Annotated in this window: 15 protein-coding genes and 1 pseudogene; 2 read left to right on the plus strand and 14 right to left on the minus strand. The window is 63.0% G+C overall.

Annotated features, from left to right (window positions below):
* Positions 1-92: 92 nt before the first annotated feature.
* From ACFFWD_RS03750 to ACFFWD_RS03795, 10 genes are all read right to left on the minus strand, one after another.
* Positions 93-524, minus strand: a complete 432-nt coding sequence (locus tag ACFFWD_RS03750; protein WP_376961575.1) for a CopG family transcriptional regulator — start codon at positions 522-524, stop codon at positions 93-95.
* 7 nt (positions 525-531) lie between these two features.
* Positions 532-2,517 (minus strand): conjugal transfer protein TraG, encoded by a 1,986-nt coding sequence (locus ACFFWD_RS03755; RefSeq protein ID WP_376961577.1) that lies wholly within the window; start codon positions 2,515-2,517, stop codon positions 532-534.
* Positions 2,518-2,537: 20 nt separating this feature from the next.
* A complete protein-coding gene (locus tag ACFFWD_RS03760) occupies positions 2,538-4,277 on the minus strand; it encodes a relaxase/mobilization nuclease domain-containing protein (RefSeq protein WP_376961579.1) in 1,740 nt (579 codons plus the stop codon).
* Positions 4,278-4,521: 244 nt separating this feature from the next.
* Positions 4,522-5,415, minus strand: coding sequence for a lytic transglycosylase domain-containing protein (locus ACFFWD_RS03765; RefSeq protein ID WP_376961581.1), 894 nt, complete (start codon positions 5,413-5,415; stop codon positions 4,522-4,524).
* A gap of 2 nt (positions 5,416-5,417) precedes the next feature.
* Entirely contained in the window at positions 5,418-5,930 is a 513-nt protein-coding gene (locus ACFFWD_RS03770; protein ID WP_376961582.1) for a S26 family signal peptidase, read from the minus strand.
* Entirely contained in the window at positions 5,927-6,391 is a 465-nt protein-coding gene (locus tag ACFFWD_RS03775; RefSeq protein ID WP_376961584.1) for a DUF2840 domain-containing protein, read from the minus strand. The genes ACFFWD_RS03770 and ACFFWD_RS03775 overlap by 4 nt, the downstream gene beginning before the upstream one ends.
* Positions 6,392-6,474: 83 nt before the next feature.
* Positions 6,475-6,756, minus strand: coding sequence for a helix-turn-helix transcriptional regulator (locus ACFFWD_RS03780; protein WP_376961586.1), 282 nt, complete (start codon positions 6,754-6,756; stop codon positions 6,475-6,477).
* Between the two features lie 132 nt (positions 6,757-6,888).
* On the minus strand, positions 6,889-7,353 hold the full coding sequence (locus ACFFWD_RS03785; protein WP_376961588.1) for a DUF2285 domain-containing protein: 465 nt from the start codon (positions 7,351-7,353) through the stop codon (positions 6,889-6,891).
* A 100-nt stretch (positions 7,354-7,453) separates the two neighbouring features.
* Positions 7,454-7,648: a transcriptional regulator domain-containing protein gene (locus ACFFWD_RS03790; protein ID WP_376961590.1), complete on the minus strand. Its 195-nt coding sequence runs from the start codon at positions 7,646-7,648 to the stop codon at positions 7,454-7,456.
* 167 nt (positions 7,649-7,815) lie between these two features.
* A complete protein-coding gene (locus ACFFWD_RS03795; protein WP_376961592.1) occupies positions 7,816-8,088 on the minus strand; it encodes a DUF2285 domain-containing protein in 273 nt (90 codons plus the stop codon).
* Positions 8,089-8,307: 219 nt separating this feature from the next.
* Here ACFFWD_RS03795 and ACFFWD_RS03800 point away from each other — a divergent pair, with 219 nt between their 5' ends.
* Positions 8,308-8,535 carry a helix-turn-helix domain-containing protein gene (locus ACFFWD_RS03800; protein WP_376961594.1) on the plus strand — a complete coding sequence of 76 codons (228 nt, stop codon included), beginning with the start codon at positions 8,308-8,310 and terminating at the stop codon, positions 8,533-8,535.
* A gap of 152 nt (positions 8,536-8,687) precedes the next feature.
* On the opposite strand, the gene ACFFWD_RS03805 is transcribed toward ACFFWD_RS03800, so the two are convergent.
* Positions 8,688-9,008: a DUF736 domain-containing protein gene (locus tag ACFFWD_RS03805; RefSeq protein WP_376961596.1), complete on the minus strand. Its 321-nt coding sequence runs from the start codon at positions 9,006-9,008 to the stop codon at positions 8,688-8,690.
* A gap of 1,045 nt (positions 9,009-10,053) precedes the next feature.
* Here ACFFWD_RS03805 and ACFFWD_RS03810 point away from each other — a divergent pair.
* Positions 10,054-10,314 (plus strand): HigA family addiction module antitoxin, encoded by a 261-nt coding sequence (locus ACFFWD_RS03810; protein ID WP_376961598.1) that lies wholly within the window; start codon positions 10,054-10,056, stop codon positions 10,312-10,314.
* Positions 10,315-10,381: 67 nt separating this feature from the next.
* On the opposite strand, the gene ACFFWD_RS03815 is transcribed toward ACFFWD_RS03810, so the two are convergent.
* From ACFFWD_RS03815 to ACFFWD_RS03825, 3 genes and pseudogenes are all read right to left on the minus strand, one after another.
* Positions 10,382-11,314 carry a DUF2493 domain-containing protein gene (locus ACFFWD_RS03815; protein ID WP_376961600.1) on the minus strand — a complete coding sequence of 311 codons (933 nt, stop codon included), beginning with the start codon at positions 11,312-11,314 and terminating at the stop codon, positions 10,382-10,384.
* 313 nt (positions 11,315-11,627) lie between these two features.
* The gene (locus ACFFWD_RS03820; RefSeq protein WP_376961602.1) at positions 11,628-12,734 is read right to left on the minus strand and encodes a DUF7146 domain-containing protein; all 1,107 of its coding nucleotides are present in this window, start codon (positions 12,732-12,734) and stop codon (positions 11,628-11,630) included.
* Positions 12,735-12,840: 106 nt separating this feature from the next.
* Positions 12,841-13,071: pseudogene (locus ACFFWD_RS03825) on the minus strand (zincin-like metallopeptidase domain-containing protein); the annotation flags it as partial.
* Positions 13,072-13,123 lie beyond the last annotated feature (52 nt).

Here is a 13,123-nt window from a genome sequence, read left to right on the forward strand (position 1 = left end):
AATGCGCAAGCTACTTCGCAAACTCAGGATATGGACGAACCTAACTTCATCATGCTTTAGGTCGTAAACCGGCTTTCGCAACCGCATCGTGTTCATGTCGGCCCGTCGGCCGGAGTGTCCTCTGAGATCTCCTGCCAGAGTTTCGGCCCCTTGGCCAATCGGCGACCAAGCGCCGTGACGAAAGCCTCGTAGCGCTCGCCAGCCTTGGCGCGCGCCGCCTGCGCGGCGGGTTCGGGCAATGCCGGCGTCGTCGTCAGCCAGAAGCGGATGAACACGGCGAGCGTTTCGACTGCGATGCCAACATCTCGCTCGAGGCGCGTCATGCGACGATCGAACTGGTCCAGGCGCCTTGCGATCGCCGCCTCCTGTCGCTCGGCCGCATCGGGCGAGACGAATGATTCGATGGCCGCTTCCGCGACCAACGAGCGGGAGTGGTCGCGCCGTGCGGCATGTTCGATCAACTGACCCATGACCTTGGGATCGAGATAGACCGAGAGGCGCTGTTTGCGGGGTGGTTTTGCCATGGCTGTCTCACAGCTCCATGCCGTCGCCGGGGTCGAGTGACACCTGTCGCGCCACCCCTTGCATGACGCGATTCAGGCGACTGTTGCGCGTCACGTCCTCTTCCGCGTCGTCAGCCGGATCGATCTCGAATTCGTTCTCGATCGGCGCCTTCTTCTCGACCGGCTTCACCCGATGAAGTTCAGGCTGCTGGCGGCGCTCGGATTCGGTCGGGTCGTCGTCCTCGGCCCGTGATGCCGACTGCGCCTCGCTGATCTGCGGCTGTGGCGGCAAGGGCAAGGTGGTCCAGTCGCAGGTTTGTCCCTCCTTCGGTGCGGTCAGTGAGGGCGGCGGTAAGATCCGCTCCTTGAAGCGGGCATCCTCGTAATAGCGGGCCTTCTTCGCGCGGATCGGTGGTGTGCCAGCAACCATGACGATTTCATCGGTCGGCGGAAGCTGCATCACCTCGCCAGGCGTCAGCAGCGGCCGCGCCGTCTCCTGGCGCGAAACCATCAGGTGACCAAGCCAGGGGTTCAGCCGGTGGCCGGCATAGTTCTTCATGGCTCGCATCTCGGTGGCGGTACCAAGCGCGTCCGACACCCGCTTGGCGGTGCGTTCATCGTTGGTGGCGAAGCTCACCCGCACATGGCAGTTGTCGAGGATCGAGTTGTTCGCCCCATAGGCTTTCTCGATCTGATTGAGGGACTGGGCGATCAGGAAGCTCTTGAGGCCATAGCCCGCCATGAAGGCCAGCGCCGACTCGAAGAAGTCGAGGCGCCCGAGCGCCGGAAACTCGTCCAGCATGAGCAGCACCCGGTGACGGCCGACCTTGGCCCGCAGATCCTCGGTCAGCCGGCGGCCGACCTGGTTGAGGATCAACCGGATCAGCGGCTTGGTCCGGTTGATGTCGGAGGGGGGGACCACGAGGTAGAGCGTCGTTGGATGCTGGCCGCCTACGATGTCGGTGATCCGCCAGTCGCAGCGCCGCGTCACCTCGGCCACCACGGGATCGCGGTAGAGGCCGAGAAATGACATGGCGGTGGAGAGTACGCCCGACCGCTCATTGTCGGACTTGTTCAGGAGCTCGCGCGCCGCGCTTGCGATGACGGGATGCGGGCCGCTCGGCCCCAGATGCGCGGTCTTCATCATCGCCGCGAGCGTGGATTCGATCGGACGCTTGGGATCGGAGAGAAAGGCGGCGACGCCGGCAAGCGTCTTGTCCTGCTCGGCATAGAGGACGTGAAGGATCGCGCCGACCAAAAGCGCGTGGCTGGTTTTCTCCCAATGGTTCCGCCTCTCAAGGGAGCCCTCAGGGTCGACCAGGATGTCGGCGATGTTCTGGACGTCGCGCACCTCCCATTCGCCGCGGCGGACCTCGAGCAGCGGATTGTAGGCCGATGATTTCGGATTGGTCGGATCGAACAGCAGCACCCGACCATGACGGGCGCGGAAACCCGCGGTGAGCTGCCAGTTCTCGCCCTTGATGTCGTGGACGATCGCAGATCCCGGCCAGGTCAGCAGCGACGGCACCACCAGGCCAACGCCCTTGCCCGAACGGGTCGGCGCGAAGCACAGCACATGCTCCGGGCCATCATGGCGCAGATAGGCGCGATCGTACCGCCCAAGCACCACCCCGTCGGGACCGAGAAGACCCGCGTCCCTCACCTCCTCCGGCTCGGCCCAGCGGGCGGAGCCGTAGGTCTCGACCCGCGATGCCTCGCGCGCCCGCCAGACCGACATGCCGATGGCGGCGGCCACCGAGATGAAGCCGCCGGAGGCCGCGATATAGCCGCCCTCGACGAAGATCGATGGAGCATAGGCATCGAAGCCGTACCACCACCAGAAGAAGGCGGGCGGCAGGTAGAAGGGAAAGCCGAACAGGCGGAACCAGGGCGCGCCCAATTCGGGCTGGAAGGCGAGGCGCCAGGCCACCCATTCGGTCGCGCCCCAGATCGTGGCCAGGATGATGGTGAAGACGGCGAGGATCTGGCCCCAGAGAATCTTGGTGGCGGTCATCGCTGCGGTCCTTTGAGAGGTTAGAGGCCGAGCCCCCGCTTGCGACCAAAACTCCAATCGATGCCGCCATCATCGCGGGCAACGCCGGAGACGTGGCGGCCGAGCTGCTGTTCGAGGGAGGGCGTCCAGGGCACGAGCTGGAAGCCGAGGCCATCGTCGAGCATGGCGAAGCGGCCAGAGGCGAGCGTGATCCGCTGACGGTACGTGCCGGCGACACATTCGCCGCGGCCGACAGGGGTGAACGGCTGTCCGGTCTCGATCGCGAGCTTCCCGCCGACCGCCTCCAGCTCCCGGCGGCGCAGGGTGTCGATCAGGCCACGGTTGAAGGTGATGCGCTGGCCCTGTCGTTCGGCGAGGTCCTGTTCGACGAGGTGCTGGGCGCGGGCGTTCATGGCCTGCCGCACCTCGGCGCCGAAGCCGCCGTTGGAGAGCGCGGCGGGCTCGCGCGCGATATTCAGCCTATCGAGCCAGGTTGCCCCTTGGGCTGTGATCTGCCGGTCGATGTCGAGATCGCAGCGGACGGCGAGCGCTGCGCGGCGCTGCCCCCGCGCGTCGTCGAACTTGCGGAGTTCGACGATCGAGCCGGGCGCGCTGTCGCCAGCCGCGTCGAGATCGGGCAGCTTGATGTGATGAGTGCGCCCATCGACGCCATCGACCACGGCATAGGCCGTGCCCCTCAGCTCATCGTCGACGCCGCGGTCGACCAGCCGGCCGATGATCGGCGCGTCGAGACTTTCGGCGGCAAGCACATAGTTCGCCGAGCCGCGTTCGATGCCGCGTTCGGTCAAGGCGCGATGCATCCGCTTGATGATGTCACCGCGCTCGCCAAGCTCGCGAAGCGTCGCCTCGGCCTTGTCGTCGATCATCCATTGGCCGGGACCGACCTGCTCGGCGAGCCCGAGGGTTTCGAGCTTGCGCAGCCGCCCGACCTTCAGCGCGTGATATTCGTCCGGCTGGGTTCCCGGATCGGGCGCGAAATCGATGGCGCCGGTGGCCCGGCCGTCACGGACAAGCTGCCGGTCGAGCTCGGTCCAGCGTTCGGCGTCGACCTGACGCGCGAGGTTGCGACGGATGTCGAGATCGGTGCGCGGCCCGAGTTCCTGGGTGACAAGATCGGCCGCGCGGGCGCGCATGCCTTGCTTGATGTAGTCGCGCGAGATCACGAGGTCCTGGCCGTCATCGGTGCGGCCGCGCAGGATGATGTGGACGTGGGGGTTGTCGGTGTTCCAATGGTCGACACCGGCCCAATCGAGCCTGGTGCCGAGATCCTTCTCCATCTGGCCCATGAGATCGCGGGCGAACGACTTGAGGTCAGCCATGTCGACGGCGTCCTCGGGCGAGACAATGAAGCGGAAATGGTGCCGGTCGTCCTCGGCGCGCGCGGCGAAGGCGCGGCTATCCACCTCATCGGTCTCCGGCCCAAATAGGCGAGCCTTCTCCCCGTCACGGGTGACGCCCTCGCGGCGCAGATAGTTCAGGTGAGCGGCGAGCGGCGCGGCGCGCGCGTGATGACGCACCACCCGGGTCTTGATGACGACGATGCGCGAGCGGCCGGTCAGCCGGCGGTTGGCGCGCACGCTTGCGGTTCGCCCGCGCCCGAAGGTCGAGCGATTGCCGGGCGTGATCCGGCCGGAGCGCGAGACGCGGGCGCCCGCCTTCTCGGCGGCGGCGAGCGCCTGCGCGATGAAGGGTCTGGCGCGTTGCGCGCTGGATGAGCGGATACGGCCTGGCCGGATGCGGAAATCGCGCTCGCCGCTCATGGTTGAGGCCCCGCACGTCGCGCCAAGTCAAAGATTTCGATACGGAATCGGCGTTGCTGCGAGGTGCGAGGAATCTCCGCACCTCGCGAAATCCCTGCATGACGCTTTAAATAACCCCGACCGCTCGAGCCCGCACCTCGCGGCTTTTTATCTCGCCGTCGTGCTGTCGTGCCTCCCAGCTTCCACCACCTCTCCGCCCATTCCTCCCAAGGGCGCGCTATCGTTCGCCAGTTCGCACGGTCGGTCATCGCCGCCCTCCTACATCAGACCTTGCGACGAACAACCCGGTTGCCTTCGGAACCAACGCCGACAACTCGTGCGTACCCGTCGCGGTTAGAGATGAATCCGAAGCGCGCCCGCCCTGCTGCCGATCGGGAGTGCTCGCGCGTTCAGAATGCGCAAGGAAGATCGGCGAAGCTGCCCACGAGCGCGAACCTGCGGCGGGAATTGAAACGGACTCGGCTTCCAACAACGTCGCGAGATTGGCCACATAGGCTTGCGTCTCGGCCGGCAGGGGATCGCCCGCGAGATGCTTTTCGTAACGTGCTGGTCCGGCGTTGTACGCAGCGAACGTGCCAGGCAGACCATAGCGGTCGTACAGTTCTCCGAGATAGGCTGTCCCGGCCAAAATATTGTCGCGTGCGTCGTAGGGATCGTTGCCCAGACCATACCGCAGGCGAAGGTCAGCCCAGGTGTTCGGCATGATTTGCATCAATCCCATTGCGCCCTTCGGCGATTTGGCGCGCACGTCTCCGGCGCTCTCCAGCCGGATGACTGAACTGATCCAACGCACGGGCACTGCAAACCGTTGTGAGGCCTCTGCAATGAAACCCGCAAATACGGTGCGGGCCTGACCGCTCGTTCGCTGCGCTGTCGCCTCTTTCGCGACAACAGCGGCACTGGCGCAAATCGTCAGAACGAAGAGCGGCGGTCTAACAAGACGAAAACATGCTCCCAACAAACGCAGGCATGCCGTCGTGCTCGCGTCCGTCCAGGGTAATGCTGCTTCGCGCCGGCCGTTCGGTCGTTCCGGACCGCCGCTGCGCGCGACGGCACCGCGATCGTTGGCCGGGACGGAGGAATGGGCTCGCAATCGGTCGAACAGAGGAATGGCAGACCGAAGAGAACGGGAACGCACGATCACTCCTCCCACGTCGACACGGGAAGCGCACGGCCAATAACGGCAGAGGCAGGCAGTAGGCCAAAGTAGCGGCCATCCAGCGAGTCGCTCGACTGCCAATTCATGAGAAAAAGCTCACCCTCGCCGACAACGCGACAGCCTTGCCAGTTCGGCAGCGGCCGGCCACGTCCATCGCGATCCCGCGCCTCGCCCATTGCAATCGTATCGACCGAAATGGTGAGCCGGTATCTGCAGACCGTTTGTCCGGGAAGTGCCAGCACGCGTTTGAGCATGGGGACGCCGACTGGCAGATAGCCGTTCAGATCGAGAAAGCTTGCAAGCGGCTCCGGTGGCTGAACCGCGACCAACTCCGTGACATAGAAACTCCCCGCCGGTCGCAAACGATAGAGGCCGATCGGCACACTCGCAGATGCATTCCAGATGTAGAGCGGACTTGGTTCCACGATCATCGTCGTGACAAGCGCCGCAGCAGCCCCGCACATCGCGGTCATGGTCGTCGGGCGGCTCATCATCGCGTAACCCTCTGCCGGTGAAGCCAGGCCTGATGGCGCGCCCTCGTATACGGACGCGGGTTCTCGTTCACGGAGAGACGGTTGTGCACGTGATGCCAATGATCGGGGGCGACATCGGCGGGATCGATGCCAAGCGCCTCAATGGCATCGATGATCTGCAGCACCCGTTCGACCTTCGGCCAGCCAGCGAGCCGCAGCAGAATCTCTCCGCCGGGCTTCACATACGGTACCGTCGAGCAGCGCTGTCCTGGTGCGACCGCGCGCAAGATATCGATCCGCGAAATGAGCGTTCCAAAGTCGTCGGACGTCCAGCGGACGAAGGCAAAGATGCTGCCGGGTGCAAATGACAGGACACGGCGATGGCGATCGATCTTCCTTTCCTCGACGATGCGACCGAACCGAATGCGGTTTTCGATGCGCTTATCAAGCCACAGAACCTCCACTTCCGTGAGATCACCCATGCGATGAATCCTCGGTTCCGGATGTAGGCTGGTCACCCTCGGAATGCAGTTGGCGCCGCTTTTGCCGGAGCATTTCGCGCCGATCAGCGACGTTCCTTGCCTGCATAAGGACGCAGGACCGGGTGTTTCTTGGCCGGCAGTACGGTCCCCTTGCCGGGGTCAGAAGTCGACGTTTTGGCGCCGAGATCGGCCCACGCTTTCAGATCATCCAGCGCGTAAACGACACGACCGCCGATCTTCCGATACGTCGGACCGGTGCCGTAGGTGCGGTGCTTCTCCAGCGTGCGGCCGGAAAGGCCAAGATAACGCGCGGCCTCCGGCGTGCGCAGGAAGCGCGGTGGTAGGCCGGCCATCGGATCGGGCATTTGAAAACTCCAGGATGACGGCGCGCTGCGAAAAGCGACGCGAGCATGTGTGCGGCCATCATGGAGGAGCACACTCTCGGAGGGGGATGCCGAATATCGAGGGGGCGATTTTCGATACCCCAAGCGGAGGAGCTATTTGTCTTTGCGCGCTGGCCGCAGAAGCTTGCGATAGCCACCGCGCACAAGTGCGAGGCCGTTTTGCACCAGACGGACGGTACGAGTGCGCAGATCGTGCGTCTTCCATGCGCGATCGGGGATACGGTGCTTGCCGAACAGCGCTTCTGCGATGGTGCGATATGTTCCACCAGCACTACGCGCGTCGAGCGCGCGAATGGCTGCACTCAGGCGCTCGCGCCTCTGATTTGACAGATCATGAAAGGCAGGACCTGGTGCGCGTCCCTTCATCGCACGCCATAGCCGCCGCGCGGCGTACGCACGTTCCTCGAAATCGGCGTCAAACCGCAGCTCGGCGACATAGTGGGCGCTTACTGCCGGCGGCTCCGTCAACCAGACGCGGTGTTCGACCGCGCCAATGCGCAGCACGGCATGCCAGCCGTCAGCGGCGCGTCGGACCTGGCCGGCGGCAAGATCAAGCAACGGCTGAGACGATGCGCCACTGGTTATTGCGACCGGCACGACGGTCGGCAGAACCTCGGGCGTCCAAAAGATCGTCTGTTGCTTGAACGACCTCTGCGGGTCATGAGCGAAAGCAGATGCCCCACCTCCTCCTGAATTCCGGTGTTACTTCACCGTTCGGACTGTTGGCGGTCATCATTTCGTAGTCGCGCTGATAGTCGACGTTACGACGAAGACATTCCCAGGCGATGTCGGTGATCTCTGCGTCCTGAAGGCTTTTGTAGGATTCCGGTGATCGCCAATCGAACTCAGGCATTGCTTCCGCCCCATTGCGCGCAGCTGACAAAGGATTGCAACGCAATAATTATGATCGATAGGGTTGTAGGAAGTCCCTAGTTTGGCACCACGCGGTGCCCCAAGATGACCACGCTCCAGAGGAGGTAGATTCATTTCAAAGCACTGGCTTTGGTGAGGAGACTTCTTCTATTTGGAGCCAGCCTTGCGCAAGAGCCGCCCCTGTTCGGTCATCCACTTAGCGCGGGCCAGATGACTCTGGTATGCATTGCGGGCTCGATCCGGCTCTCGCTCTGGATCGATATGCAACACTATACGTGCGACTTCCCGCCAGTCGGCCCCCTCGCTTTCGGCCTGCAAAAGGCGCGCGTACGTCACGACGTGCTGATGGTCATAGGACGTCGGCACAGAATCGGATGGCGCGACATCCGCGATGTCAGGATCAAGGGGCGGTGTTGACATCAGCCCTACGCCGCACGGCTAATCGAAATTGGAATAGAGGTACGCAATCTGCCACCTCGCATAGTTTGCAAGTGTAGCATGTGGCATGCCACAAAAACCGTCCCGAAGCGCTTTTCTCTACATTTCGGCAATCGAACCTCCATCCGCGACCACAGAGGGGTGCGCTCCGCGTATTATAACACGTAGCGCCAAAATACGCGATTGCCTCCTATCCTGCGGATGGATATTCGCAAGGTCTTTGGAGGAAATGCTCGGCGATTCCGGTTGGCTCTTGGCTTGAGCCAAGAGGCGGTTGCGGAACGCATGGGCGTCGACAGGGCCTTCATAAGCAGCATGGAAAGAGGGCTGCAAAACGCGACCCTGCTCACCATCTGGCAAACTGCCCAAGCCTTAGAAGTACGGCCTGCAGATCTGCTCGAAGAAAAAATATCTAAGATTCGATCCTGATCGTCGCGGGTCGGGCCGAAGGCCCGGCGAGCCGGACGCGAGCACACGTCGCCGTCGCCGATCCGGTGGCAAAGCATCCGAACTGCCAGACGCCTCGAATTGAGAAGAAGCCCCGCCCGGCGGACCGGACGGGGCTTTGGAGCGGGCGAGCCTCAGTCGCCGTTCTTGCGAAGCCGCGACCAGATCAGGGTGTAGCCTTCACCTTCTTCGTCGTCGAACAGGTTCGCGTAGATCGGCGCGTTGAACGAGGGATCGTCGAGCTTGAGCGAGAGGTAGTCGCGGCCCTCCTCGGAGCACTTGGACCACGCGGCCCCGATCTCGGCCCGGCCGACGAAAACGCGGTGGCTGGGGGCGTTCTCATTGGAGCGGTTGGTTTCGGGCACGATCCGGACGCCCCTGGTCTGCAGGCTCAGGGTGATGATCTCGCCCTGGAAGTCGTTGCCGACCTTCTTGAAAGAACCGATGTTAGCCATGTTACTTCTCCTTGAGTTGTTCGAGCCCGCGACCACCGCGGCCTCGATGGCGATCTGCAGGCCGAAGACGATCGACGACGCACCCGCCCGCGGGCCGAAGCGGAGCGGAGGACGCCAGCGGAGAGACTTTCTTGTCTCGCGAGGAATGGGCGTTAGCCCAGGGGAAGAAAGTCTCTCGCGCTGGCGTTGCGGCTCAGGCGATCGAGGCGCAGCCGCTCTTCGGCCAGATCAAGCCATCAAGAGGCCACGTGGTCCGTGCGCTGAGCGGCTCCTCGGGAGAAGTCGTGGCGAATCTCGGTTGAGCTGCACAAGATGTCGCGGCGACCAGGCGCAGAGAAGGAAACAAGAGCGAACGAATGGGCAAAGGTGATTGCCCTGAACAATCTGCGATGAGATACCGCTGCTCCGCTTGGTTTGTGCCAGCAAGGTGAGACGCCCTGAACCACGCACTCCGAGGCGACCGCCTCACCCGACGGTTTGTTAGGCGACCACTCAACGCCCGGATTGCAACCTTAGGCGGCGAAACAAAAGTCCCATCCCTGCCGCGTCGTGGCAGTGAGAGCCGGCTGAGCTCGCTCGGTAAACCCTCGACCAGTCGCGGGGCTCGGGAAAGGTGGTCGTCCGCGTCGAGGCCGTACCGCCGATCGCCATGGCACCGATCCAAGCGAAGACGTCGCGCCATAAGGGCCCAATTTACGATATGCGGCCCGCGATGGCTGCCAACTGCAAAAACAGCAGCGATCATGCCACGAAGAAGCCCGGATCGAGTGAGGGCAAAGGCCATTTGCTCAGTGAAAGCGGTCTGTGAATATTTTTCACGAAAGGCGCAATTCTAAATTGTTTTCATGGAGCCTTAGGATTGGATGCTCTTTGGAGATCCCGCGAAGAAAATTCAGGAATCGAGAGCATTTTTCAGAAGGTGTAGCGTGTGCGCACAATTTTCAGGGTCAGTGAGCGTTTTTCACGACCGGCGGCTACCCGAGACGGCGGTTCCGGTGGGCTACGCCGCCCTGATCGATGCCTATAATCTGAGAGCGAGGCAAACATGCTGACCACCAAACGCAAGCCGGCGACTGTCGGTGAGATTTTGACCAAAGAGTTCATGGGGCCGATGGGACTGACGCAGGGTGCACTCGCCGAGGCGATGGGCGTGCAGCGCAAGCACGTCAACGAGTTGTGCGGCAATCGTAGGAACATCACAGCGGCAACCGCCCTGATCTTGGCCCGCGTGTTCGGCAACAGCCCAGACTTCTGGCTCAACGTGCAGCGACGCAACGATCTTTGGGAGGTGATGAACACGCCCTAGGAGCGCGAGCGAGTCGAGCGCGCACGTCCGTTGAAGCGTTCTGCCTGAGTGACCCGTGGGGCGGCCCTTACGCGCCGCCGAACTTCCAGACAGGTATGCCGAGTTTCTTGGCCTTGTCGGCAAGATTGTCTTGTATCCCGGTGCCAGGGAAGTGCATCACGCCGATCGGCAACACCGCAAGCATGGCGTCGTTGCGTTTGAACGGAGCTGCCTTGGCATGCTTTGTCCAATCAGGCTTGAATGCGATCTGAGGCACCTTGCGGTTGGTCGCCCACTTGGCGGCGATCAGCTCGGCACCTTTCGGCGAACCGCCGTGCAACAGAACCATGTCGGGGTGCTTGGCGTGGACCTTGTCGAGACGATCCCAGATGAGATGGTGATCGTTGAAATCGAGTCCGCCAGTAAGGGCGATCTTGGGTCCCGACGGCAGCATCGCCTCGGTTTCTGCGCGACGTTTGGCGGCAAGGAAGTCGCGGCTGTCGATCATCGCTGCGGTGACCGCGCGATGGCTGACCAATGATCCGGAACGGGGACGCCAGAGCGAGCCGGTGTGAAGCTCGAATTGCTCGGTGGCCAGGTCGCGGAACAGCTCCATGGCGTTGCGGCGTTCGATCAACGTGATCCCCTCAGCCGTCAACCTTTCAAGCTCGACCGATCGCACCTCCGATCCATTCTGCTCGCGCTGGCTCTTCTGCTGCGCCTGCTCGTTGTCGTCGAGCTCGCGTTCGATGCGGCCCGTAGCGCGGTGGAAGAGGTTGACTGTCGACCAAAGCAGATTTTCCAGGTCGGGTTCGAGCCGCGTGTCGCTCAGCGTCGCCACGAAGGCGTCGAAGATATCGGCGACGGCGCCTGTGATGACCTTGGCATCGGGTAGCGGCCTTGAGTCGAGCTCGTCCTCGAACGGACGGTGGCCGTAAAGCTGAAGCTCGTTGAGTACATGATCGGTCGGTGATGAGACATGCTGGGCTTCGAACTCGATATCGTCGTGGTCGGTCGTCATGGTGAGAGGTCCTTGCCGGATTGGCCGCGCCCATCGCGGCCTTCGTGGCGATCACCAGACGGCGGGCGGAACGGACCAGAACCCGGAGGCATAAGCCGACGGGCCGGAGCGACGCGAAGGATGGCGAAGGCCGGCTATTTTGTTTCGCGATGCAAAGGCCCAAAGGGCCGGCGGAAAATAGCCGGGCGCCGCCATTGCCGGGCCGGACCGCTTGCCGTCCGATCGCCCTCTAGAAGGCAGGGGGCGCCTCCGTCGGGCAACACTGACCTCGAGTCGAGCGGCCACAACGGGATCGCGATCGAGCTGACCGACGCTATCCCGAATCGGTCGCTGCCAAAGAAAGGAAGCGGACGACGTCCTGTGGAACGAGTTGCTCGCGCAACGTCGCTCCAAATTCTTTGGCGCCCAACATGCGCAGATCGGCGTTGAAGTCGTCAAGCCTGGGCGACAAAGTGAACGCCTCGATGCCGGCGGCTTCTGCGCGGGTCGTCAAGGTCATTGCTGCTGCCCTTCCGGCTGCGTCCGCATCGCGAGCGATATAGAGCCGCCGCAGCGACGGCGGGAGCAATATGGCGGCAAGGTGATTGGCCGAAAGGGCTGCTACCATCGGCATGGTCGGCAGCACGCAGCGAAGCGAAAGCATGGTCTCGATGCCCTCGCCTGCCGCGAGCACGTCATCAACTAACCCGAAGCGCACTGCGTTGCCGAGAAGATCGCCCATTGCGCGTCGTGGCGTATCCACGGGTGCCTTGCTGCGGCCCGACGGGTGAAGCCATGTGCGGTGTACGCCAGTGATTCGACCCCCGAGATCGCTAACGCGAGCGATCATCGCCGGCCAGACCTCGGTCGGCGAGTCTTCGTTCGGCCGATAGTAGCAGTGCGCGTGGAAACGCAGCGCGCCTTCGTCGTGGACGGATTCGATACCGCGCTGCTGCAAATAGATTTTGGCGACAGTCCGACCGATCGGCTGCGACATGCCAAACAGTCGACGTGCGGCCTCCACAGATCTGGTTTGCACTATACGACGGTCAGGGATGGATGCCGGTCGGGGATTGGGCCTGGGCATGCTCAGGAATCGCCGCGCCTCTTTGGCCACATCGCGGAAATCGACCAACCCGCAGCTTTTCCTGATGATGTCGAGAAGGTCACCATGCTCGCCGGTCGCTGCATCCGTCCACTTGCCCGCAGGCCCCTTGGGCGATTCGTTCAAGCGCACGAACAGCGAGCGGCCGGGAGTGTTCCTGCTGTCTCCAACCATCCAATAACGTCCTTGGCGCCGACCGTTCGAGAGATAGTGTCGACACACCGCCTCGGCCTCACGCGCGAGACGATGCGCCAGTTCGGAAGCATCACGCAGCCTTCCGTCTTCGGCAATGTCACGGGAGGGAGACAGCGTTCTCTTTTGAACAGCCTTTGTCATTTGAGTTCTCCACGACGGGCGGCCGAAAGCCTCTCTCTCGGCCACCAACCCGTCATGGCGCTTCCCGCCTCCCTCTTTCTCTTTCGGGTCCGTCAGCAAAGTCTCATCACGCCGCCTCCTGATCTGCGTTGACGGAGTCAGCCGGTGCGTCTCCAGCGATCTCAGGAAGGAAGCCGAGCAGGTAGTCCGCGGCCTTGCTCGCCTGCGACGCAGCTCGCAGGATCGCGCGGTTATCCTCGCGCAAGACCTCGAGCCACGAGCCGATATAGTCGGCATGGCGCACAGTGGGCACGATGCCGAGCGATGCGCAGCAGAACGCGGCACAGAGCTCGGCAATTTATCTGAACAGTCAAGCTGTCTCAGTGCCGGCTAAGGCCTGCAAACACGGG

The organism is Bradyrhizobium erythrophlei (assembly GCF_042430365.1).
Taxonomy (GTDB): Bacteria; Pseudomonadota; Alphaproteobacteria; order Rhizobiales; family Xanthobacteraceae; genus Bradyrhizobium; species Bradyrhizobium erythrophlei.